This is a genomic window from Sphingobium jiangsuense (genome assembly GCF_014196495.1).
Classification (GTDB): Bacteria; Pseudomonadota; Alphaproteobacteria; order Sphingomonadales; family Sphingomonadaceae; genus Sphingobium; species Sphingobium jiangsuense.
Window position 1 is genome coordinate 215,909 of the sequence record NZ_JACIDT010000004.1, and the last position, 23,721, is coordinate 239,629.

Below are 23,721 nucleotides of genomic sequence, written 5' to 3' on the forward strand. Positions count from 1 at the left end.
AGGCGCCGCGTCACCCGCCCTTGGGGATGAAGATCGCCTTGGGCTGGGTGAATTCCTTCAGCCCGTCCATGCCGTTTTCCACGCCGAAGCCGGATTGCTTGTGCCCGGCAAGCGGCGTGAACGGCGTGTTCTGCAAATTCTGGTTGATCCAGACCGTTCCCGTCTCCAGCCGGTGGGCGATGCCGACCGCCTGCCCGACATCGGCCGACCAGACCGCGCCCGCAAGGCCGTAAAGGCTGTCGTTCGCCCGCGCGATCACCTCGTCGAGGTCGCTCCAGCGCATCATCGGCAGGATCGGCCCGAACGCCTCCTCCTGCACCACGCGCGCGCTTTCCGGCGGGTTGTCGACGATGGTGAGCGGCACGAAATAGCCCTTGTCCGGCACCGCGCCGCCGTCCAGCACCGCAAGGCCCTCGGCCCGCGCGCTTTCCAGCAGCTCGGTGACGCGCGCGAACTGCGCGGCGTTCTGGATCGGCCCGAACTCGCTGCCCTGCTCCAGCCCGTCGCCCACCTTCGCCTGCCGGGCGAGCGCGTGCAGCCGGTCGCGCAGCCGGTCGTAGATCGCCTCATGGGCGTAGAGCCGCTTGGTCGCCACGCACACCTGCGCGCTGTTGTAGAAGGCGCCGAAGAAAATCTGTTCGGCCACCGCGTCCACATCCACATCGGGCAGGATGATCGCCGCGTCATTGCCGCCCAGTTCCAGCGTGATGCGCTTGAGATCGCGCGAGGCGGCCTCCATCACCCGCTTGCCGGTCGCGGTGGAGCCGGTGAAGCTGATCTTCGCAAAGCCCGGATGGGCCGTCATCATGGGGCCCAGTTCGTCCCCGCCGGAGACGATGTTGAGCACGCCGGGCGGCAGTACCTGCCGCAGCAGCTCGCCGATCTTCAGCGAGCAGAGCGGCGTGAAGGGCGAAGGCTTCAGCACCATCGTATTGCCAGCGAGCAGCGCCGGGGCGATCTTCCACGCGGCGAGCAGCACCGGGAAATTCCACGGCACGATCGCGCAGACCACGCCGAGCGGCTCATGATGCACCTCGATCCGCCGTTCCGGCGTGTCCTCGGTCACCTCGACCGGGATCTGCTGCTTCGCCACCTGACGCAGCCAGAAGGACGCGCCCTGTATCTCTCCCTTCGCCAGATGCAGCGGCCGCCCTTGCTCCCGCACGAACAGGCGCGCAAGCTCGTCTGTATGTTCGAAGATCAGCTTCGCCGCCGCCGTCAGCATCGCCGCCCGCTCCGCCCAGGGCGTCGCCTTCCAGCCCGGAAAGGCGCGGCGCGCCGCATTCACCGCCGCGTCGAGCTGCGCCGCGTCGGCGGCGGGCGCGGTGGCGAAGGGCTCTCCGCTCGCCGGATTGATCACCGCCATGGTCCCGGCCCCCGCCACCGGCGCGCCGTCGATGGTCATTGTATAATCGGCGGTGAAATCCATGGGGCCAATCCTTTCGCAATCGATGGCGCCTGCCTATCAAGCACGCTGCCCGGATGCAATATAACTAGCCGATTAAATGATGGCTTGACCGCCTCGCCGGCCCTGCCTAGGGGTCGATTCCATGCCCAAGGAGACTATGCCCGCCATGCCGGACACCCATTCGCTGAACCGCCTCTTCGCCCCCCGGTCGATCGCGCTGGTGGGCGCGAAGGACCGGTCCATCTGGTCGGTCGCCTCGTTCGACAATCTGAAGCGCTTCGGCTTCGAAGGGCCGGTCCATCTCATCAACCCCAAGGGCGGCACGGTGCATGGCCAGCAAGCCGCGACGAGTTGCGCCGCCGTGGGCGAGCCGATCGACGCCGCGCTGCTGATGGTGCCGGAAGCCGCGCTGCCCGAAGCGATGGAGGACCTGCGCGCCGCCAATGTCGGCGGCGCCGTCATCCTCTCGGCCGGGTTCGCCGAAACCGGTGAGGAAGGGGCCGAACGCCAGCGCCGCGTGGCCGCCCTCGCGCGCGAGGCGGGCATTCGCCTGATCGGCCCCAATTGCCTCGGTTTCGCCAATTATGTCGCGAAAAGCCCGCTCTGGACGACCCCGCTGCGCAGGCCCATGCCCGGCCCGACGCTCGCCATCGTGTCGCAGAGCGGCGCGGTCGCCAGCCAGCTCGAACAATTCGCCTATCAACAGCGCATCGCCGTCACCCACCTCATCTCCACCGGCAATGAAGCGGACGTGACCATCGCCGACGCCATCGGCTATCTGGCGCAACAGCCCGAACCGCGATCGATCGCGCTGTTCCTCGAAACCATCCGCGATCCCGCCGGTTTCCGCGCCGCCGTCGAAGCCGCCAACGCCGCGGGCAAGCCCGTCACCGTGCTGAAAGTCGGCTCCAGCGAGGCCGCCGCCGCCGCCGCGCAGACGCACACCGGGTCGCTGGTCGGCGACGACAGCGTGTTCGACGCGCTCTGCCGCGATCTCGGCATTGCACGGGTCCATTCGCTGGAGGACCTGATCGTCACCTCCGACCTGTTCGCCCGGCTGGGCCGGATCGGCGGGCGCGGCATGTCGCTCATCGCCATGTCGGGCGGCATGTGCGAAATCGCGCTGGATCAGGCGGAGAAGGAAGGCGTGACCATCCCCCGGCTGGCGCCACCGACCCTCGCGGCGCTGCGCGAGACGCTGCCCGCCTTCGCCACGCCGTCCAACCCGCTCGACCTCACCGGCGGGGCGATGCTGGCGCCCGAACTGATTGCCAGTTCGATCGCGGAGGTGGCGAAAGACCCGGCGATCGACGTGATCGGCTTCGTCTTCGACGCGCCGCTCAAGGATGACGGGCGCGGCTTCGCCCGCCGCTTCGTCGAACATGTCGGCCAGGGCTTCTCCGCCGCCGGCAAGCCCTGCCTGATGATGAGCCACACCTTCATGCCGGTGAACGGCTATGCGCGCGAACTCGCCGACGAGCTGGGCATGGTCTATTCGGGCGGCGGCGTCGACGGCTGCCTGCGCGCGCTCGGCCATCTGACGCGCCCCGCCGCCCTGCCCCGCCCGGCGGCACGGCAAGGTGCCAGCCCGGCCCCTGCCGAACGCCCAACGACCGAACGAGCGGTGCTCGACCATCTGGCGCGCCATGGCGTGCCGGTGGTGCCCGGCCCGGTCGTCGGCTCGGCCGCCGAGGCGGTGCAGGCCGCCGGGGAAATGGGCTATCCCGTCGTGCTCAAGATCGCCTCGCCCGACATCGCGCACAAGACCGAGGCAGGCGGCGTCCGCCTCAACCTTCAGGATGCCGAGGCCGTCGCCGCCGCCCATGACGCGATCTTCGCCTCGGTCCGCGCCTATAAGCCCGATGCCGCGATCGACGGCGTCATCGTCTCGCCGATGCGCAGGGGCGGCGTCGAGCTGTTCGCGGGCACGATGCGCGACCCGCAATGGGGGCCGGTGCTGGCGATCGGCTTCGGCGGCATCTTCGTCGAGGTGCTGAAGGATGTCAGCCAGCGCCTGCTCCCCGTCAGCGAGGCCGACGTGCTGGAGATGCTGGGCGAGCTGCGCGGCGCCCCGATGCTCGACGGCTTCCGCGGCGCGCCGCCGGTCGACCGCACGGCGGTGGCCAAGGCGATCGTCGCGATCGGCGAAGCGGCGCTGGCGCTCGGCCACGACCTGCTCTCGCTGGAGGTCAACCCCCTGCTCGTCGAAGGCAGCCGCGTCGAGGCGCTGGACGGCCTCACCAACTGGGACAAGTGACATGGCCATTTCCGACACCACCCCCGTCATCGTCGGCATCGGCGAATATGTCGACCGCCCCGACGATCCCGCCGCCGCGCTGGAACCGGCGGCGCTGATCGCGCGGGCGCTGGAGGCCGCCGGGGCCGATTCCGGCGGCGCGATGCTGCAACGGATCGATTCGGTCGATCTCGTCGCGCTGATAAGCTGGCGATACAAGGACCCGGCGGCGCTGGTCTGCGAGATGGCGGGCATCGCCCCGGCGCGGCAGACCAACTCCACCTTCGGCGGCGAAACCCCGGTCCGCCTGATCCACGACGCGGCGCTGCGCATCCAGCGCGGCGAGCAGAAGGCGGCGGCGATCGTCGGCGGCGAGGCGCTGCACGCCCGGCTGCGCGCCCGCAAGGAGAAGGTCGCGCTGCCCTGGACCCCGCTCGCCTCGCGCGAGGAAGAGGTGAAATTCCCCGGCGCCGACTTCGCGATGAGCAAGGTCGCCAAGAGCCTCAGGATCAGCGATCCGGCGCAGATCTACCCGCTTTACGAGGTGGCGGCGCAGGCGGCATGGGGCCAGACCCCGGCGCAGGCGCAGAAGGAATCGGCCGAGCTTTGGGCGCGCTATGCGCAGGTCGCCGCCGCCAATCCCTCGGCCTGGATCCGCCATGCGCCGGACGCGGAAGCCATCGGCACGCCGTCCGCCGACAACCGGCTGATCAGCTGGCCCTACCCCAAGCTGATGGTCGCCAACCCCAATGTCAATCAGGCCGCCGCGATCATCGTCACCAGCGTCGGTGAGGCGCGGGCGGCGGGCGTGCCGGAGGACAGGATGGTGTTCCTCTGGGGCGGAGCGGCGGCGGTCGAACCGGAGGATTATCTCCAGCGCGACAGCTATGCCCACAGCACCGCGCAGGCCGCCGTGCTGGAAAAGGCGACGCAGATCGCTGGCGGCGACGCGCGCCGCTTCGACAAGATGGAGCTTTACAGCTGCTTCCCGGTGGTGCCGAAAATGGCGCTGCGCACGTTGGGGCTGAACGGCGCGAGCGATGTAGCGCCGACGGTCGCGGGCGGCCTCACCTTCTTCGGCGGGCCGCTCAACAATTATATGAGCCACGCCGTCTGCGCGATGGTGCGCGAAATGCGCGCCGCGCCCGGCTCGCTGGGGCTGGTCTATGGGCAGGGCGGCTATGTGAACAAGCATCATGCGATCGTCGTCAGTACGACCCCCGCCGCCGATCCGCTGCCCGACCGCTATTCGGTGCAGGCCGAGGCGGAGGCCGCGCGCGGTCCGGTGCCGCCATTGCTCGACGGCTATGAAGGCCCGGCGACGATCGAGACCTATACCGTCCGCTACGACCGCGACGGCGCGCCGATCGAGGGCGCGGTGATCGCGCGGACGCCGGAAGGAGGCCGCGTCATGGCGCGGGTGGCGGCGGACGACGAGGAAGGCATCGCGCTGCTCCAGTCGACCGAACGCTCGGCGGTAGGCGTCGCGGGCCATGTCCGCATCGACACGTTCGGCAAGCCGAGTTTCGAGGCGGGCGGGAAGCGCGCCCGCCGCGCGCTGCCCCGCCGCTTCAGCAGGGTGGAGCGCGACGGGCCGCTGACGGTGGTGACGATCGACCGGTCCGACCAGATGAACGCGCTCCACCCCGCCGCCAATGCGGAGCTGGCCGAGGCATTCAACGATTTCGCCGCCGACCCCGCGCAATGGGTGGCGATCCTGACCGGAGCGGGCGACCGGGCCTTTTGCGCCGGAAACGACCTAAAATATACCGCCTGGGCGATGGCCAGGGGGCACAGCATCGCCCCGCCGACCACCGGCTTTGCGGGCCTAACTGCGCGCTTCGACCTCGACAAGCCGGTGATCGCGGCGGTGAACGGCCTCGCCATGGGCGGCGGGTTCGAGATCGCGCTGGCCTGCGACGTCATCATCGCCTCGGAAGACGCGGTGTTCGCGCTGCCCGAACCCAGGGTCGGCCTCGCGGCGCTGGCGGGCGGGCTGCTCCGCCTGCCGCGCGAGATCGGCATGAAGCGCGCGATGGACATGATCCTGACCGGCCGCCGCCTGACCGCGCGCGAAGGGCTGGAGCTGGGCTTCGTCAACCGCGTCGTGCCCGCCGGGGAGGTGATGGAGGCGGCGCAGGCCTATGCGCGGGATATCCTCGCCTGCTCGCCCATGTCGATCCGCGCGTCGAAGCAGATCGTGCGGCGGGGGATGGAGGAGGAGAGCCTGGAGGCGGCCTATCAGGCACAGCTGCGCTATCCCGCGACCAGGGCGCTGTTCCGCTCCGCCGATTCCCGCGAAGGCCCGCTCGCCTTCGCGCAGAAGCGCCCGCCCCGCTGGAGGGGGGAATGAGCGGCGGAGAGAGGCGGCGCTAAACCGCCTCTCCCGATATCCCTGTTTTTCGCATTCTGCGGGCCGACTTCAATATGCCCTATCGATTCATCTGCCCATCGTCGACGATGATGCAGGTGCCGGTCACGAAATGCGACGCCGGATCGACCAGATAGAGCAGCGTGCTGTCCAGATAGTCCGGCTGGCCGAAGCGCCCGCGCGGCCAGAATTTCTTCACCCCGTCGCCGACGCGATCCAGATAGCCCTCGGTCATTTCGGAGAGGAACATGCCGGGGGCGATCGCATTCACGTTGATGTGGAACTTCGCCCATTCGATCGCCAGCGTCTCGGTCAGCCGCTTGATCCCCGCCTTGGTCGCCGAATAGAGTGCCGCCGAGGAGGTCGGCGCATAGGTGAACGCGCCCACCGAGGAGAGGTTGACGATCCGCCCCGGCCGCTCCGCCGCGATCAGCCGCCGCGCCATCTCCGTCGCGGTCAGGAACGGCGCGCGGAAATTGGTGTCGATCACCGCGTCGATCGTTTCCAGCGACAGCCTTGCCGCGAAATTGGCGTCGGCGATGCCTGCATTGTTGATGAGGATGTCGACCGTGCCGAACGCCTTCTCCGCCGCATCGAAGGCCGCGACGATCGCCGCCGGATCGCGCAGGTCGAGCGGCTGCGCCACCGCCTTGCCGCCCTCCGCCGCGATCGCGGCGACCAGTTCGTCCAGCCTTTCGGTGCGGCGCGCGGTCAGCACCACCGCCGCGCCCGTGCGCGCCAGCGTCTGCGCGAACTGGCGGCCGAGGCCCGCGCTCGCCCCCGTCACCAGCGCCACCTTGCCGGTCAGATCCACAGCACCCATGCCTCGCTCCCTCAAATACAATTAATCGTTGAATGAACCTTGCCCGCGCGACGGCTTTCAGGCAATGATTTTTCCAAATCAGATTAGATTATTTGCCGCGCCCGGCGTGGCCATCATGGAGGAGCAGAACCGCATGGCGCTCGACAGCTATTTCACCCTCGGCCGCTCGGGCCTGCGCGTCAGCCCGCTGTGTCTGGGCACGATGACCTTCGGCCAGAGCTCCGGCTGGGGCTGCGACGAGGCCGCCTCGGCCGAAATGCTCCACGCCTATGCCGAGGCGGGCGGCAATTTCATCGACACGGCGGATGTCTATGCGGCGGGCGAGAGCGAGCGCATCATCGGGCGGGCACTGAACGCGGCGGGCATTCGCGAGGAAATGGTGATCGCCACCAAATTCACCTTCGATTCGGGCGCGAAGGGCGTCAATGCCTTCGGCAACGGCCGCAAGAACATGATGCGGGCGATCGACGATTCGCTGCGGCGGCTGGATACCGACTATGTCGACCTCTACTGGATGCATGCGTGGGATACCGTCACCCCGGTCGAGGAGGTGGTGCAGGGGTTCGACGCGCTGATCCGCGCGGGCAAGATCCGCTATTACGGCCTGTCCGACGTGCCCGCCTGGTATGCGGTGCACGCCGTCCTCTATGCCGCGCAGAACGGCCTTGCCGCGCCGATCGCGCTCCAGCTCGAATATTCGCTGCTCGAACGCAGCATCGAGCGCGAGCACCTGCCCGCCGCGTCGCATTTCGGCCTCGGCCTCTGTTCGTGGAGCCCGCTCGCGGGCGGCGCGCTCAGCGGGAAATACAAGCGCGGCGATGCCGGCGTAGAGGGGCGGCTCACCACCATCGCCGGGCCGTCGCGCGGGGTGCTGGGCAAGGAGCAGAGCTGGGTGGTGATCGACGCGCTGCTCGCCGCCGCGCGGGAAACCGGGCAGAGCCCGGCGGCGGTCGCGCTCAACTGGGCCGCGACCCAATATCGCTCCGCCTCGGTCATCATCGGCGCGACACGGATCGACCAGTTGCGCGCCAATCTCGCCGCGCTCGATTTCGAGCTGCCCGAGGCGGAGCGCGACCGGCTGCACCTGGCCTCCCGCCTGCCGCTGGTCACGCCTTATGATTTCTTCCGTCCGCGCCGGACCGCACAGACGATGGGCGGCCCGGTGCGCGGCTGGGAAGGGTTCACCGGACTGCGGCAAACGCCGAAAGACTGATGGGATCGTTCACCCGGATTTTCAGGCCATCGACTTGGAGGCCGGGTATTATTCCATGTAAATATACGGGGTAATTATTTGCTATGTTCCCCCTATTATATGGCTTTGACTGCACTTCCTTGATGGGAATATCCATTTTTGCCGATATGTGCTGTGGATTTTGCACAACGGTCATCCGTAATTTTACCGGGCGGCATAAAAGCCGCTTGACCTTTTGAATCGGACGCGGCCTTATCCGACTGCATAAAAATTAATTAATCAATGGGAGAATAAGATGGCCTGGAAGCATCCTTCCCGTGTCGCCACGCGCCTGCTCACCGCCAGCTGCCTGTGCGGCAGCGGCTTCGCCACCGCCCTAGCCCAATTGCCGCAGGATCAGGCTCCGCCGCAAACCGACCGCGCCGCCGTGCTGGCGAGCGACATCGTCGTCACCGCGCAGCGCCGCGCGGAGCGGCTGGTCGACGTGCCGATCACCGTCACCTCCGTCAACAGCGAGACGTTGCAGAATGCCGGCGTCACCGCCAGCAACGCGCTGGCGCAGGTCGTGCCCGCCTTCCGCCTCGACTATAACGGCGCCTTCGCCCAGCCGACGATTCGCGGCGTCAGCACCGCGGTCGCCAATGTCGGCGGCGGCTCGGCGGTGGGCGTCTATACCGACGGCTTCTACAACGCCAGCCCGCTGACGCAGGATTTCGAATTCCTCAACGTCAGCAACGTGCAGGTGCTGAAAGGGCCGCAGGGCACGCTGTTCGGCCGCAACACCACGGCGGGCGCGGTGATCGTCACCACTTCCGAGCCGCAGCGGGAAACCGCGGTGCAGGCGAAGATCGACTATTCCAGCTTCGACACGATACGCGGCTCCTTCTACGGCACCACGGGCCTGGGCGGCGGGCTTTCCGCCGATCTCGGCGTGCTCTACAAATATACCAACGGCTGGTTCACCAACCTGACCGACGGCAACGATCATGTCGGGCGCGGCTATAATTTTTCGCTGCGCGCGGGGCTGAAATATGAATTCGACGAATCGGGCCGCAGCTACATCCTCGCCCGCTACATCCACACCAAGCTGAAAGACCCGACGCCCATGCTCTGGAGCGTCTATCAGGACCCGGACGGCAGCTATCAGAGCGCGGCCTATGCCTTCGGCATACCGGGCGCCCTGATCGGCACGGACAACCGGCATATCGCGACCGATCCCGGCTTCACGCCGCTGTTCCGGTCGGAACTCGACGCCGGACAGCTGACGGCGAAGTTCGACCTCGATTTCGCGACGCTCACCTCCTACACCCAGTATCGCAAGGAAAAGTCGCGGCAGGATCTGGAGGTCGACAACAGCAGCATTCCGCTGTTCCGCGTCGCCTTCAACAATTTCGACAAGCTGTTCACGCAGGAACTGCTGCTCAACTCCAATCCCGGCGGACGGCTGAGCTGGGTCGTCGGCGCCTTCTTCATGGACCAGAAGGCCGGGCAGAACCCGTTCGGCGCGATGACGCCGGTGATCTATCCCGCCTATGACACCAATATCCACATCAAGTCGATCTCCGGCTTCGCCGACGCCACGCTGGAGGCGACCGACAAGCTGTTCCTGACGGTCGGCGCGCGCTACAGCGTGGAAAAGGACAGCGGCTACTGGACCTGCTACCCCGCCGGGCTCGCCGCTGGCTTCTGCCCGGCGAGCGACGGCCCGCCGGACCACACGTTCAAATCCTTCACCCCGCGCGCGGTCATCCGCTATCAGCTGACGCCGCAGTCCAACGTCTATGCGTCGGTCACCAAGGGCTATAAGGCGGGCCTGCTCGACGTGAACGGCTTCAAGAACACCGGCTTCATCAAGCCGGAGAAGATCACCGCCTTCGAGGGCGGCTATAAATTGTCGAGCGGCGGCACCCGGCTGGAGCTATCCGGCTTCTACTATGATTACAAGGATTTGCAGGTGTCGATCTATGTCGGCACGAGCAGCATCACCACCAACGCGGCCAGCTCCGAAGTCTATGGCGGCGAACTGTCGCTCTATCAGGCGCTGTCCGACACCATCAGCATCACCGGCGGCATCGCATGGACCCATGGCCGGTACAAGAGCTATCCCGGCGCGCCGGGCAATGTCTTCGACTATGTGGTCGACGGCAGGAGCGTGCTGGGCGTGCCCAATGGCGGCGCGACCGACGGCTCGTCCGACAACACGCCGGTCGATGCCTCCGGCAACCGCATGATCCGCTCTCCCGACTGGACCGGCAATCTGGGCATCGACGGCAATTTCGACATGGGCGGTGGCACGCTCAACCTGAACGCCAATGTCTATTACTCGTCGAAATTCTATTTCGACGCGGCCAACAACAATGTCCAGAAGGCCTATACGGTCGCCAACCTGCGCGCGGCCTGGACCGACCCCAGCGATCACTTCACCCTGTCCGCCTATGTCAACAATGTGACGGACAAGGCATACAAGGCGCAGGTGCTGCCCAACGGGTTCGGCACCGGCGTCTCCTGGAACCCGCCGCGCGTGATCGGCGTGTCGGCGGCCTTCCGCTACTGAGCGCTGCCCGGCCGCCGGCACAGGAGGCGCGAATGACGGACAGGCGCTCGATCATCGTGACCGGCGGCGCCAGCGGCATCGGCCGATCCTGCGCGGAGCTTGCGGCCGCGCGGGGCTGGGCGGTGACGCTGGCCGATCGCGACGGCGGGGGCGAGGCCGTCGCCGCCCGCCTGCGCGCCGAAGGGGGCAAGGTGCGGTTCGTCGAAACGGACGTGACCAGCGAGGACAGCGTGCGCGCGCTGGTCGCCGGCGCGGTCGACGCCCATGGGCGGCTCCACGGCGCGATCAACTGCGCGGGCATCGTCGGCAGCTCCCGCCCGATCCACGAGATCGAGACGGACGCGTGGGACCGCGTGCACGCGATCAACCTGCGCGGCATGTTCCTGTGCCTCAAGCATCAGGTCGCCGCGATGTGGGAGCACCGCGCGGGCAGCATCGTCGCGGTATCGTCGGCGGCGGCGCTGAAGGGCCTGCCGTGGAGCTCGGACTATTGCGGGTCGAAGGCCGGGATCGACGGCATGGTCCGGGGCGCGGCGATGGATTGCGCCGAGCGGGGCATCCGCATCAACGCGCTGCTGCCCGGCCCCACGCTCACCCCGCTCGCCGCCAGTTCGTCCAACGCCAACCCGGCGCTCGGCAAGATGCGCCTTCAGCCGATGGAGCGCATGGCCGACCCGGCGGAGGTCGCCCGCGCCGCGCTCTGGCTGGTTTCGGACGAAGCCAGCTTCGTCACCGGCATATCGATGCCGGTCGATGGCGGCATGGTGATTGCCTGAACGCTATTGCCTGAACGGTTTCAGCCGATCGCCAGCCGCGCCACCCGGTCCCGGTGCATCGCCGGGCCGCCGAACAGCTGCTGGCTCAGCTTCGCCCGCTTCAGGAACAGATGGCAGGGATGCTCCCAGGTGAAGCCGATGCCGCCATGCAATTGCACCGCATCCCCGGCGAAGGCGGCGTAGACGTCGCAGCCATGGGCCTTGGCGCCCGACGCCATGGCCGACGCATCTGCCGCCCCCGCCTCCACCAGCGCGGCGGCATGGCGGGCAAGCACCTTCACCGCCTCGATCCGCACCTTCCAGTCGGCCACGCGATGCTTGAGCGCCTGAAAGGAACCGATGGGGCGGCCGAATTGCTCGCGCATGCACAGATAATCGACGGTGCGCTCCAGCAGCGCTTCCGCCCCGCCCGCCGCATCGCAGGCCAGCGCCATCGCCGCATGGTCGAGCAGCGCGGCCCAGTCCGCCTCGGCAAGGCCAAGCAGATGCCCGTCCTCCACCCGCGCGCCGTCCAGCGTCACCCGCCCGGCGCTGCGCGTCAGGTCCACCAGCGGCCGCCGCGCGACCGTGACGCCTGCGGCATCGGTGGGGAGCAGCACGAGCGCCATCTGCCCCTCGCCCGCCCGCACCGGCAGCGCCAGCAGCCCGGCGCAATCGGCGAACAGCAGATGGTCGACCTCCCCCGCCAGCGCCCCCCGCGCGTCGAGCAGCGGCAGCGGCGCGTCTCGCGGCAGCGCGAAAGCGGCGAGGCACCCGCCCGCCGCCAGCGCGGGCAGCCAGCGCGCCTGCGTCTCCGGCCCGGCATGGCGGGCGATCGCGGCGGCGGCCAGCATCGTCGGCAGCACCGGCACGGAGGCAAGCTCGCGGCCCAGCTCCTCATACAACACCGCCAGATGCTCCAGCCCCAGGCCCAGCCCGCCATGCGCCTGCGGCACGATCATGCCCAGCCAGCCGAGCCCGGCCATCTCGCCCCACAGCGCCCGGTCGAGGCCGCGCCCCTCGTCGCCGGGTATGTCGATCGCGCCGCCCGACCGGTCGGACAGCACGCCCCGGATGGCTTCGCGCAATTCTTCGATATCGATCGTCCCGCTCATCCGTTCGCTCCCTCCACGGCGGGCCAGCGCCGGTCGGCGATATCGAGGGCGGCGCCCGCCAGTCCACCCGCTTCCGCCTGAAGCGCGCGGATGCGATAGGTCCAGAAATGCAGCGAATGCTCGGTGGTCACGCCCATGCCGCCGTTGAACTGATGGAGGTCGAACAGCAGCGGCTGGATGCCCAGCAGCGCATGGCAGACGGCGATGTCGGCATCGCCCGCGCGCGCGCTCCACGCCGCGCGCATCGCCAGATAACAGGTCGATCGCGCATGACCATGGCGCTGGACGAGCCGGTGCTGCACCGCCTGAAACGAGCCGACCGCCCGGCCGAACACCTGCCGCTGCGTCACATGGTCGATGGTGAAATCGATCGCCGCGCGCGCGGCGCCCGCTATCTCCGTGGCGATGCCGGTCCGCCACCATTGGCGCAGCAACGCCCCGCCGCCCGCGATCCGCTGGCCTGAAGCAGGATCAGGCGCCCGCGCGAAGCGGCCATAGGGATAGCCGAGGATCGACGCCACCTGCTCCACCGCGCCGGGATCGACCGGCAGCACGATACTGTCCTCGCCGCAATCGACCAACAGCGTGCGGGCGACGGTCAGGTTGCGGATCGCCCGCCCCAGATCGCGCTCGGCGGCGAGGGCGACCGGCCCCTCCACCATCCTGTCGGGCAGCGCCATCGGCGCGACCAGACCGCTTCCCATCGCCTCTATCGACCGCAGGCTGCGGGCGGTTTCGAACGCCACCAGCGCGGCTTCGAGCGGCCCCATGCTGCGCGCGGCGTCGAGAAAGCCGTTCTCCGCCAGCAGCGCCTGCAACGCCGGATCGTGCCAGGCATAGGACAGGCGCTCGGCCTGCGGCAGGTCGGCATGGTCCCGCAAAATAGCCTGCACCGCATCGACCAGCGCCTGCTGATCCTCGCTCAGGTGAAAATCCATCGTCAGCCCCTTGGCAAGCCGAGGCCGCCGCGGGCGACCAGATCGAGCTGAATTTCATTGGTGCCGCCGGTGATCCCGGCCGGGATGTTGATCCGGTAATAATCCTCCAGCAGCCTGTCGCCGCCGGCGAGGCAATCGGGCAGATAGTCGGCGAGGAAATTCATCATGTCGCCCACCGCCTCCAGCGCCACGATGCGCGACAGATTGGCGTCGCTGTTAGGCGGCTCGCCCCGCACGCGCTGGTCGACCACCAGATAGGTCAGCATCCGCGCCGCCTCGAATCTGGCGACGAGCAGGCCCGCACGGTGGCGCACGATCGGGTCGCCGTCCCAGCGCCCCTCCGCCCGCAGCTGCTCCACCGCCCGGTCGAGCGCATCGAGTCCGGTGTGATAGCGCGGCACGCCGACGCGCTCGAACGCCAGCGCATGGGTGACGATGCCCCATGCCTGCCCCTCCTCGCCCAGCCGGTTCGCCACCGGCACGCGGACATCGGTGAAGAACACCTCGTTGAGATGGCCGTCCTTGATCAGGCCGGGAAAGCTGGTGACGGAAATGCCCGGCGTGTCCATCGGCACCAGCAGGATGGAGACGTCCTTGCGTCCCGGCCCGGTGCGCACCAGCAGGAAGCACCAGTCGGCCCTGCGCGCATAGCTGGTCCAGATCTTCGACCCGTTCACCACATAATGGTCGCCGTCGCGTTCCGCCCGCGTGCGCAGCGCCGCCAGATCGGTGCCCGCATCGGGCTCCGAAAAGCCCTGGCACCAGATCACCGTGCCGCCGGCGATGCCGGCGACGTGACGCGCCTTCTGCTCCTCCGTGCCATATTTCAGCAGCGTCGGGCCGATCCAGTTCACGTTCATATATTGCGAGCCGCGCGGCTCGCCCGCCGCCTTCATCTCCTCGCCGAGGATGAAATGATACCAGTCCGGGCAGTCGGCGCCGCCATATTCCTTCGGCCAATGCGGCGTCAGCAGCCCGCGCTCGGCCAGCGCGGCGCAGAAATGGCGCGAAAAGTCTACCTGTTTGTCCGACGCATAGCTTTCGGACACATAGGCCTCGTCCCAATCACCGGGCAGCAGCTCGTCCAGCGCCTGCCGCACGCGGCGGCGAAAGTCGATCTGGTCGTCGGTCCAGGCGAATTCCATGGCTGCTCCCCGCTCCCGCTCAGGCCGCCCGCGGCTCGCGGGGCAGCTTCAGTCCGCGCTCGGCGATGATGGTGCGCTGGATCTCGGAGCTGCCGCCCGAAATGGTCCATGCCCAGGAATAGAGATAATCCTGCATCCAGTAGCCGGTCTCATTGGCTCCGCCCATCAGCACCGCCTCCAGATACTGCGCCTCGATGCCGCCGATGGCGACGCCCAGCTCGGTGAAATCGCGCAGCAGCTCGCTGTAATAGAGCTTGATGATCGACGGCTCGACCCCTGCGGCCTCGCCACGCAGCACGCCGGAAAGCTGGTTGTTGACCAGCAGGCGCAGCGCCTCGATGCGCAGGCGCACGTCCACCATGCGGCGGCGGATCTCGTCATCCTCGATCGGCATGCGCCCCGCTGGCGAGGGCGCGCGGGCGGCGGCGGTGAGCAGCTTGAACCCCTCGCGCATCCGCTCCGCCAGTTCCAGCACCGACAGGCCCCGCTCCGACGAGAGCGTCGATTGCGCGACGGCCCAGCCGCCATGTTCCGGGCCGATCAGATTCTCGGCCGGAATGACCACATCGTCGAGGAAGATTTCGTTGAAATGCGACGCGCCGGTCATCTGCCGGATCGGCCGCAGCGAAACGCCCGGCGTGCGCAGGTCGAGGATGAAATAGGAAATGCCCTTCGTCTTCGCCGCCGCCGGGTCGGTGCGCGCCAGCAGCAGGCAATAGCGCGCAAGATGCGCGTTGGACGACCATGTCTTCTGCCCGTTGACCACGAAATGATCGCCCCGCCGCTCCGCCCGCGTGCGCAGGCTGGCGAGGTCGGACCCGGCGCCCGGTTCGGAAAAGCCCTGGCACCATATCTCGTCCCCGGCGAGGATCGCGGGCAGGTGGCGGCGGCGCTGCTCCTCCGTGCCCCAGTGCAGCAGGGTGCCCGGCACATGATGCAGCGCGATGAAATAGAGGATCAGCCGGGGCGCGCCCGCGCGGGCGATTTCCTCATAGAGCACGATCTGCTCGGCGAAGGAAAGTCCGCCGCCGCCCCATTCGCGCGGCCAATGGGGCGCGGCATAGCCCGGCTCCATCAGCTTGCGGAACCAGAATTTCTGGAAGGCGACGTGATCCTCCTCGGCCGCGCCGGTCATCCGCGCGCGCCAGTCGGCGGGCAGATTGCGCGCCAGCCAGTCGCGCACCTCGGCGCGAAACGGGTCCAGCGCCTGCAATTCGGCCAATATGGTGCTCATTCCGATATCAAATCCGTGCGTTTATCGCTCATATAATCTTTTATCGACCATGAACGCAGGACATGCCGCTGTCAAGCGACCGGCGAAATATGCGATACGGGATTGTCAATCGATCGGCATTGGCATAAATCGAACATTTGTTACATAGTCGTACAATACGACGCAAATCACCTTTGGGGCGGGCAGAGGAAGGCATATGAGCTACAGCTTCGAACAGCATAAGATCGTCGGCGCGATCGAGGCGGACGACGACTATTGGCGCGGCCTCGAAGACGGCGTCCTCCGCCTGCCCCGCTGCGCCTCGTGCCGGGGCTGGACATGGCCCGCCCATTTCCGCTGCGGGCAATGCGGGTCGTGGGACTTCGACTGGGTGGCGGTGGAGCCCAGGGGCCGCATCTTCACCTATACCCGCACCCATTATGCGTTCGACCGCGTGCTCGAACGCCGGGAGGACGTGCCCTATGTGACGGTGGTGGCGGAACTGCCCGATGCCGGCAACCTCCGCCTGATCGGCGTGCTGAAGGGCGACGAGGCGGACCTTGCCATCGGCGCGCCGGTGCGCGGCACCATCGATCCGCCGAGCGCCAAAAGCAAATTCTATCCCGCCCTGCGCTGGGAACTCGAACGCTGAGCCGGATGATGACGGAGAGGAATGTGAGCAGCATGCGAGGCGCCACCGCGATCGTCGGCATCGGCCAGACCCCTTATTACAAACGCGGCACCGCGCCGGAGCCGGAGCTGAAGCTGGCGCTGCGCGCGATCACCCAGGCCGCCGACGATGCGGGCATCGACGTGCGCGACATCGACGGGTTCATCTCCTATGCGTCGGAACGCAGCGACCCGGCCAAGCTGATGCCCGCGCTCGGCACCCGCGAATGCCGCTTCGCCTCGCTGGTCTGGATCCATGGCGGGGCGCTGGCGGGCACGCTCAATGTCGCGGCGGGGGCGATCCTTTCGGGGCAGGCGGACATCGTCGCCATCTATCGCTCCATGGCCGAGGGCAACAGCCAGCGCCTGCGCGTGGCCGTGGCGCAGAACGACACCTCGTCGCAATATCTGGTCAACGGGCTGGATTCGCCCGCGCAGATTCTCGCGCTGCGCGCGCAGCGGCTGATGGAGCATCATGGCGTGCCGCGCTCCGCGCTGTTCGCGACGGTGCAGGCGTCCTATTATCACGCCCGGAACAATTCGCGCGCGCTGGGCCGAGCCACCGAAATGACGCGGGAGATATACGACGAGGCACGGATGATCTCCGAGCCCTATCGCCTGTTCGACTGCTCGCGCGAGAATGACGGCGCGGCCTGCGTGCTGGTCGTCTCCGCCGAGCGCGCCCGCGACCTCAGGCAGACGCCCGCCTATGTCCTCTCCGCGCCGATGGGCACGATGGGCGGCGGCGGCGCGCTGGAGGAGAATTGGCGGCCCTATTACGCCACCGCCGGGCAGAAGGAGCTGGCCGACCGCCTCTGGCGCGAATCGGGCTATGGCCCGAAGGATGTCGACGTGGCGCAAATCTACATGAACATGGACGCGATGGGCATCGGCTCGATGATCGACCACGGCTTCTTCGCGATGGAGGAGGCCGGGGCCTTCTGCACCCTCGACAATCTGATCGCCCCGTCGGGCAGGCTGCCCATCAACACGTCGGGCGGCGACCTGGCCGAAGGGTTCATTCACGGCATGGGCCTGATCCCGGAGGCCGTGCGGCAGATACGCGGCACCTCGGTCAATCAGGTCCCCGGCGCCCGCCTGTCGCTCGTTACCGGCGGGCCGGGCGACCTGATGAGCAGCACCGCGTTGCTGGGGAGCGCCGACACGCTTTAAACCGGAACAGGACCGATGATTGGATTTACCGTCAGCCGCGCGCTCAAATGGTGGGCCTGGGACAAGCCCGACCGGATCGCGCTCGATTATGAAGGCGAGGCGGTCGGCTATGCCGACCTCTATGCCTGGGCCCTGCGGGTCGCGGATTGGCTGCGGCGCAAGGGGGTGCGGCCGGGCGACCGGGTGATGATGGTCGGCGAAAATTCGCTCGACTATGCGATGCTGATCATCGGCACCGCGCTCGCCGGCGCCATCGCCGCGCCGGTGACCTTCCGGTCCAGCGCGCGCGAGCTGCGCCGGGCGCTGGACCTGCTGACGCCCTGCCTGCTGATGACCGACGCCGCGCGCGCGCAAACCGCCCGCGCCGCGCTGAGCGAAGGCGGGAACGGGGGCGGCCCGGTGGAGCCGATGGAGATCGTCCGCGCGCTGCGCGACGACCCCGCCCCGCCGCCCGCGTATGAGGCCCGGCCCGAAGACCCGCTGTTCATCATCGGCACCAGCGGATCGACCGGCGCGCCCAAGGGCGTCGTCTACACCCAGGGTTCGACCATGGCCTATGCCGCCGAGTTCGCGATCATGGAACCGGCGACCGGCAATAGCGGCAGCCTGCTGGCCGCGGGCCCCTATTCCTCCTCCTCCGGCACGCTGCTGCTGTTCCAGTTCCTGTCTGTGGGCGCGACCATCTTCGCGGAGAACAGGTTCACCCCCGAACGCGCGCTCGCGCTGCTGAGCGGGAAACGGATCACCACCTTCCTCGCCTCGACCATCTTCTTCGAACGCCTCGCCGCGCTGCCGGAATTCGCGGATGCGGACCTGTCCTCGCTGAAATTCGCGCAGGTCGGCGGCGCGCGGGTCAACCCCGCACTGATCGCGCGGTTTCAGGCCAAGGGCGTGACCTTGCGGCAAGCCTATGGCTGCACCGAGGCGGGCGGCGCCTGGGCGGCGCGCGACGAAACCGCGCTGGCCGAGCCGGAAAAATGCGGGCCGGGCGGGCTGTTCTCCGACTATGCGATCGCGCGGCCCGACGGCTCCCTCGCCGCGCCCGGCGAGCCGGGGGAAATCCTCGTCCGCAGCGCCGCGCTCGCCGCAGGCTACTGGAACGACCCGGAACAGACCGCCACGACCTTCCGCGACGGCTGGCTGCGCACCGGCGATCGCGGCGTGCTGGACGCGCGCGGCAACCTGACCTTCATCGACCGGATCAAGGACATCATCATTTCAGGCGGACTGAACATCTCCGCGATGGAGGTGGAAAACACGATCGCCCAGATGGACGGCGTCGCCGAGGTCGTCGTGCTGGCCGCCCCCGACGCCGAGTTCGGCGAAACGCCGCTGGCGGTGGTCCATGGCGATCTCGGCCGCCTCGACCCGCGCGCGATCCTTGCCCATTGCCGGCGCGAGCTGGCCGCCTACAAGCTGCCGCGCTATGTCGCGCTGGAGGGCGGGCCGCTGCCCCGCCTGCCTTCGGGCAAGATATCCAGGGCGGCGCTGCGCGAGAAATACAGGGACGCGCCCGCCTTTCTGGAGCGCCTGCGCTGATGGCCGACCATGATTATATCATCGTCGGCGCGGGCTCGGCCGGATGCGTGCTCGCCAACCGGCTGAGCGAGGATCCGTCGAACCGGGTGCTGCTGCTGGAGGCGGGCGGCAGGGACGCCCATCCGCTCATCCCGATGCCGCGCGGGCTGGCCAGGGTCATGTCCGATCCGCGCTATATCTGGCCCTATGCCACCCGGCCGGAGGCGGGATCGAACCATGTCGCGGAGATATGGGCGCGCGGGCGGACGCTGGGCGGGTCCAGCTCGGTCAACGGCATGGTCTATGTGCGCGGGACAAAGGCCGATTTCGACGCTCTCGCCGCGCTGTCCAGCAACGACTGGAGCTGGGACCGCATCGGCGCGGCCTATCGCGCGATGGAGACGCATGAACTGGGCGAGGCCGCGACGCGCGGCGCGACAGGGCCGTTGCGCATCACCCTGCCCGAAACCCGCTCGGTCCTGACCGAGGCGGTGATCGCCGCCGGGCAGCGCCTCGGTCTTCAGCCGGTCGAGGACATCAACGATCCCGAAGACCGCGAGCGCATCGGCTATGCGCCGCGCACCATCTTCAGGGGGCGGCGGCAGAGCGCGGCCACCGCCTTCCTCCGCCCGGCGCTCCAGCGGCCGAACCTCACCGTCAGGACGGGCGCGCTGATCGACCGCGTGCTGACCGAAAACGGCCGCGCCACAGGCGTGCTGGCCGAAATCGACGGGGCCGCCACCCGCCTCCACGCCCGGCGCGAGGTGATCCTGAGCACCGGCGCGCTGGCCAGCCCGGCGATCCTCCAGCGCTCCGGCATCGGCGCAGCCCGCCATCTCGCCGCGCTGGGGATTCCGCTGGTGGCCGACCTGCCCGGCGTGGGCGAAAATCTGTTCGAGCATCGGGGCATGGTGTTGCAGTGGCGCGTGCCCGACGCCTGCTCGCAGAACCGCGCCTTCCGGGGCCTGCGTCTGGCGGCGAGCGTGCTGCGCTATTATCTCACCCGGCGCGGCGCGATGGCCGGAGGCGCCTATGACATGGCGGCCTACGTCAAGTCCGACCCCGCGCTCGATAGGCCCGACCTGCAATTGCTGATCTCCCCCTATTCGTTCGATTTCAACGCGGTGCCGCTGCGGGTGGAGAATCAAGGCGGCTTCAACATCTGCGTCTATCCGATCTGCCCGCGCTCCCGCGGATCGCTGGCGATCGAGACGCGGGATCCCGCCGCCCTGCCCCGCATCGTTCCCGCCTACGGCTCCGACCCGTGGGACCGATCGATGGTGCCGGTGATGATCGACTATGCGCGGCGGCTGGTGCGGCAATCCCCGCTCGCCGATCTGGTCGAGGAGGAGACGCGCCCCGGCCCCGCCTTTCAGGGCGAGGGCGGCATGGCCGACGCCCATCTCCGCTTCGGCTATGCCAATTATCATGCCGGCGGCACCTGCCGGATGGGCAGCGACGCCGTCTCCGTCGTCGATCCCCGTTGCCGGGTGCGCGGTGTCGACGGGCTGCGCGTGGTCGATACGTCGATCTTCCCGTTCATGCCGGCGGGCAACACCAACGGCCCGGTCATGGCGATCGCATGGCGCGCGGCGGACCTCATCCTCGCCGCAAGGGATATGGACGGGAACACGCAAGGCCGCTAGAGCTACGATGATGCAATATCGCACGGAAATTCGATGCTGGAGTGTCTGAGTGTCTCTGGAAGATAGCGATCGCGGCGAGAATGGGGATGGGCGCGCGGCGAAGGGCGGGAAGCCCCTGCGGGATGTCGACCGCATGGGCGGCTTCGCCAAGGGGCTGGCCGTCATCGAGGCGTTCGGGCGCGGCCAGAACCGCCTCACCATCGCGGAGGTCGCGCGGCTGGCGGACCTCGATCGCGCGTCGGCCCGGCGCTGCCTGCTCACGCTGGTGGAGAAGGGCTATGCGACGAACGAGGACCGCTATTTCGAGCTGACCCCGCGCATCCTGCAACTGGGCCATTCCTATCTCGCCGCCTCGCTTCCCCGCCTCATCCGCCCCTCGCTGGACCGGCTGGCCGACGAGATCCGCGAATCCTGCTCGGCGGCGGTGCTGGACGGAACGGAGGTGGTGTATATCGCCCGCGCGTCGCATCATCGCATCGTCGCGGCGGGCCTCCACCCCGGCAGCCGCCTGCCCGCCTATGCCACCTCGCTCGGCCGCGTGCTGCTGGCGAACCTGCCGGAAGATCAGGCGAAGGAGGTATTGCAGGCGAGCGAGCGCGTCCGCTTCACCAGCAACACGCTGACCACGATCAAGGCGCTGACCAGCGAACTGAAGAAGGTGCGCGAGCAGGGCTATGCCTATGTCGATCAGGAGCTGGAGATGAACTCCCGCTCGATCGCCGTGCCCATCCGCAATTTTTCGGGCGACACCGTCGCCGCCGTCACCGTGGGGCTGCATGTCTCGCGCGGATCGCCGGAGCGGATCAAGGGCGAGATATTGACGGCGATGCTGGACATGCAGCGCCAGCTGGCCGAAATCCTGCCCTGAAAGCCCGGCGTCGGGCCACCCCTCAACTGCCCTTGAAGCCGGGCGGGCGCTTTTCGAGGAACGCCGCCACCCCTTCCTGATGATCGTCGGTGAACAGGGTCAGCTGGTCATAGGCCAGCGACGTCTCGAACGCGCCCGCCGTCATCTGCTTGAGCAGCAGGTTGACCGACATCTTGGCGTAGGAAATGGCGAGCGGCGCGCCCGCGGCCAGCCTGCGGGCATAGCCGTCGACGAAGCCGTCCAGCTCCTCTTCGGCCACGCAATGGTTGATGAGGCCGATGTCCGCCGCCTTGCGGCCGTCGATCGGCTCGCCCAGCATCAGATATTCCTTCGCCCGGTGAAAGCCGAGCAGCAGCGGGAACAGCGCCGCGCCGCCGTCGCCCGGCGCGATGCCCATGCGCACATGCGAATCGCAGAAGCGCGCGCTTTCCGCCGCGATCACCATGTCGCAGGCCAGCGCGATATTCACCCCCACGCCATAGGCCGGGCCGCGCACCTTGGCGATGATCGGCTTTTCCGCATCCAGCATGTTCCAGAACAGGCGCCGCGCGCCGCGCGTGGGCGGGCGGCCCTTGCGGCCCGAGCGGTTCTCCGCATCCTGCGCCGACAGGTCGGTCCCGGCGCAAAAGGCGTCGCCCTCGCCGGTCAGGATCGCCACGCGGATATCGTCATCCGCGTCCACATCCTCCCACACCCGCTCCAGCTCGCGATGCATCGGCCGCGTCACCGCATTCTTGCGGCGCGGATTGACGAGGGTGAGCGTGGCGACGCCCTCGCCGTCCCTGGCGATCCTTATCCATTCATAGGATGTGGGGTCGATTGCGGGCACGAGCCGTCCTTTCCCTGCTAAACGTCCCATTTGAGCGGGAGATGCTCCAGCGCCATCACCATCCCCGGCCGCCATGGCGGCTTCTCGGCGGAGGCGAGCGCGAAGTGCGGGATGCGCTCCAGCCAGACGCGGGTGAACACACGCATTTCCAGCCGCGCCAGCGTGTTGCCGATGCAGGTATGCGGGCCGATCGAGAAGGTGATGTGCGCGCGGTCGGGGCGATCGATATCGAAGCGTTCCGGGTCGGGATTGCGGCGATCGTCCAACCCCGCCGCGGTCAGCGGGCAGATCAGCATCTGCCCCGCGCGGAAAGGGGCGCCCTTGATGACGGTATCCTTCTTGACGATGCGCGTCTGGTTGACGACCGCGAAGCGGCGCAGCGACTCCTCGACATAATCGGGCAGCCTCTCCGGCTCGGCCGCCAGCCGCCGTTGCAGGTCGGGCCGCTGCGCCAGGTTGCGGAAGGAGAAGGTCAGCGCATTGGCGACGGTGTCGAGTCCGCCGAGGAACAGCAGGAAGCCCATGGATTCGAGTTCCTCCTGCGTCAGCCTGCGCCCGCGCACCTCCTCGCCCAGCAGCGCGCTGGCGAGGTCGTCGGCCGGATGGCGGCGCTTTTCCTCGAACAGCTCGCGCATGATCGCGAAGATGCGGTCCTGCAACCGGCCCCGCCGCTCCGGCGTGATGTTGCTGAAATAGTCGAGCACGATGGCGCGGAATTCCTCGAACCGGTCGAGCGGCAGGCCCATCAGTTCCATGAACACCGAGACGGGAAAGCCCGCGCCCAGACTCTCGGTGAAATCGCATTGCCCGCTGTCGATCACCCGGTCGATCAGGCGATTGGCCCAGGCGACCAGCTTCGGCTCCATCCGGGCGATCGGCGCCGGGCCGAAAGTGCGCATCAGCACCGCCCGATAGCGTGTATGCTCCGGCGGATCGAGATTGAGCGGGATCATCACATTGGCGTTGAACATCGGCGGAATGTGCAGCTCGCGGCTGGAGAAATGCTCCGCGTCTTTCAGCACCGCGACCTGATCGTCATGGCGCATCACCACCCAATGGCCGCCATTGCGGGGCGTCCAGAATATGTCGGGCGCATGGTCGTGCAGCCAGTGCCAGCCGAGATGGATGTCCTCGCGCAGCTTTTCGGCCGTGTAGATATCCCAGTCGACGACCAGATCGTCGCCTATGCCTTCGGGCACGGTCCAGTCCGCAACCGCCTTGTCCATTGCCTTCCTCCTGCCGGGCCTCGCCCGGTGAAGCGGATGCCG

The 23,721-nt window shown here is 68.1% G+C and carries 18 protein-coding genes; 10 read left to right on the forward strand and 8 right to left on the reverse strand.

Going from position 1 to position 23,721, the window contains the following annotated elements; genetic code table 11:
- Nucleotides 1-10: 10 nt before the first annotated feature.
- Nucleotides 11-1,429 (reverse strand): aldehyde dehydrogenase family protein, encoded by a 1,419-nt coding sequence (locus tag GGR43_RS07715; protein ID WP_188071383.1) that lies wholly within the window; start codon nucleotides 1,427-1,429, stop codon nucleotides 11-13.
- A 145-nt stretch (nucleotides 1,430-1,574) separates the two neighbouring features.
- On the opposite strand from GGR43_RS07715, the gene GGR43_RS07720 reads away from it, so the two are divergent.
- Complete coding sequence (locus GGR43_RS07720) at nucleotides 1,575-3,665, forward strand: acetate--CoA ligase family protein (protein ID WP_223177347.1); 2,091 nt, start codon at nucleotides 1,575-1,577, stop codon at nucleotides 3,663-3,665.
- A 1-nt stretch (nucleotide 3,666) separates the two neighbouring features.
- Nucleotides 3,667-5,997: an enoyl-CoA hydratase-related protein gene (locus GGR43_RS07725; RefSeq protein ID WP_188071384.1), complete on the forward strand. Its 2,331-nt coding sequence runs from the start codon at nucleotides 3,667-3,669 to the stop codon at nucleotides 5,995-5,997.
- Between the two features lie 79 nt (nucleotides 5,998-6,076).
- Here the strand turns inward: GGR43_RS07725 and GGR43_RS07730 are convergent, their stop codons facing one another.
- Nucleotides 6,077-6,838 carry an SDR family NAD(P)-dependent oxidoreductase gene (locus GGR43_RS07730; protein ID WP_188071385.1) on the reverse strand — a complete coding sequence of 254 codons (762 nt, stop codon included), beginning with the start codon at nucleotides 6,836-6,838 and terminating at the stop codon, nucleotides 6,077-6,079.
- 115 nt (nucleotides 6,839-6,953) lie between these two features.
- On the opposite strand from GGR43_RS07730, the gene GGR43_RS07735 reads away from it, so the two are divergent.
- The 3 genes from GGR43_RS07735 (at nucleotide 6,954) to GGR43_RS07745 (ending at nucleotide 11,360) form a co-directional block, all read left to right on the forward strand.
- The gene (locus GGR43_RS07735) at nucleotides 6,954-8,051 is read left to right on the forward strand and encodes an aldo/keto reductase (protein WP_223177348.1); all 1,098 of its coding nucleotides are present in this window, start codon (nucleotides 6,954-6,956) and stop codon (nucleotides 8,049-8,051) included.
- Nucleotides 8,052-8,325: 274 nt separating this feature from the next.
- Nucleotides 8,326-10,584, forward strand: a complete 2,259-nt coding sequence (locus GGR43_RS07740; protein WP_188071386.1) for a TonB-dependent receptor — start codon at nucleotides 8,326-8,328, stop codon at nucleotides 10,582-10,584.
- Between the two features lie 32 nt (nucleotides 10,585-10,616).
- Entirely contained in the window at nucleotides 10,617-11,360 is a 744-nt protein-coding gene (locus GGR43_RS07745; RefSeq protein WP_188071387.1) for an SDR family NAD(P)-dependent oxidoreductase, read from the forward strand.
- A gap of 20 nt (nucleotides 11,361-11,380) precedes the next feature.
- On the opposite strand, the gene GGR43_RS07750 is transcribed toward GGR43_RS07745, so the two are convergent.
- Genes GGR43_RS07750 through GGR43_RS07765 form a run of 4 tightly spaced genes read right to left on the reverse strand, consistent with a single transcriptional unit; the run spans nucleotide 11,381 to nucleotide 15,771 of the window.
- The gene (locus GGR43_RS07750) at nucleotides 11,381-12,454 is read right to left on the reverse strand and encodes an acyl-CoA dehydrogenase family protein (RefSeq protein ID WP_188071388.1); all 1,074 of its coding nucleotides are present in this window, start codon (nucleotides 12,452-12,454) and stop codon (nucleotides 11,381-11,383) included.
- Entirely contained in the window at nucleotides 12,451-13,392 is a 942-nt protein-coding gene (locus GGR43_RS07755; protein WP_188071389.1) for an acyl-CoA dehydrogenase family protein, read from the reverse strand. The genes GGR43_RS07750 and GGR43_RS07755 overlap by 4 nt, the downstream gene beginning before the upstream one ends.
- Nucleotides 13,393-13,394: 2 nt before the next feature.
- Entirely contained in the window at nucleotides 13,395-14,537 is a 1,143-nt protein-coding gene (locus GGR43_RS07760; protein WP_188071390.1) for an acyl-CoA dehydrogenase family protein, read from the reverse strand.
- A gap of 19 nt (nucleotides 14,538-14,556) precedes the next feature.
- On the reverse strand, nucleotides 14,557-15,771 hold the full coding sequence (locus GGR43_RS07765; protein WP_188071391.1) for an acyl-CoA dehydrogenase family protein: 1,215 nt from the start codon (nucleotides 15,769-15,771) through the stop codon (nucleotides 14,557-14,559).
- Nucleotides 15,772-15,967: 196 nt separating this feature from the next.
- On the opposite strand from GGR43_RS07765, the gene GGR43_RS07770 reads away from it, so the two are divergent.
- From GGR43_RS07770 to GGR43_RS07790, 5 genes are read left to right on the forward strand one after another with little or no spacing between them, the layout of a single operon-like run.
- Nucleotides 15,968-16,402: a Zn-ribbon domain-containing OB-fold protein gene (locus tag GGR43_RS07770; protein WP_188071392.1), complete on the forward strand. Its 435-nt coding sequence runs from the start codon at nucleotides 15,968-15,970 to the stop codon at nucleotides 16,400-16,402.
- A gap of 32 nt (nucleotides 16,403-16,434) precedes the next feature.
- Entirely contained in the window at nucleotides 16,435-17,592 is a 1,158-nt protein-coding gene (locus GGR43_RS07775) for a thiolase C-terminal domain-containing protein (RefSeq protein WP_246343431.1), read from the forward strand.
- 15 nt (nucleotides 17,593-17,607) lie between these two features.
- Entirely contained in the window at nucleotides 17,608-19,131 is a 1,524-nt protein-coding gene (locus tag GGR43_RS07780; protein ID WP_188071394.1) for a class I adenylate-forming enzyme family protein, read from the forward strand.
- Nucleotides 19,131-20,756, forward strand: coding sequence for a GMC family oxidoreductase (locus GGR43_RS07785; protein ID WP_188071395.1), 1,626 nt, complete (start codon nucleotides 19,131-19,133; stop codon nucleotides 20,754-20,756). The genes GGR43_RS07780 and GGR43_RS07785 overlap by 1 nt, the downstream gene beginning before the upstream one ends.
- 49 nt (nucleotides 20,757-20,805) lie before the next feature.
- Complete coding sequence (locus tag GGR43_RS07790; RefSeq protein WP_223177349.1) at nucleotides 20,806-21,624, forward strand: IclR family transcriptional regulator domain-containing protein; 819 nt, start codon at nucleotides 20,806-20,808, stop codon at nucleotides 21,622-21,624.
- A gap of 22 nt (nucleotides 21,625-21,646) precedes the next feature.
- Here the strand turns inward: GGR43_RS07790 and GGR43_RS07795 are convergent, their stop codons facing one another.
- Together GGR43_RS07795 and GGR43_RS07800 are read right to left on the reverse strand one after the other, a co-directional pair.
- Entirely contained in the window at nucleotides 21,647-22,453 is an 807-nt protein-coding gene (locus GGR43_RS07795) for an enoyl-CoA hydratase/isomerase family protein (RefSeq protein ID WP_223177350.1), read from the reverse strand.
- A gap of 17 nt (nucleotides 22,454-22,470) precedes the next feature.
- The gene (locus GGR43_RS07800; RefSeq protein ID WP_188071397.1) at nucleotides 22,471-23,679 is read right to left on the reverse strand and encodes a cytochrome P450; all 1,209 of its coding nucleotides are present in this window, start codon (nucleotides 23,677-23,679) and stop codon (nucleotides 22,471-22,473) included.
- Nucleotides 23,680-23,721 lie beyond the last annotated feature (42 nt).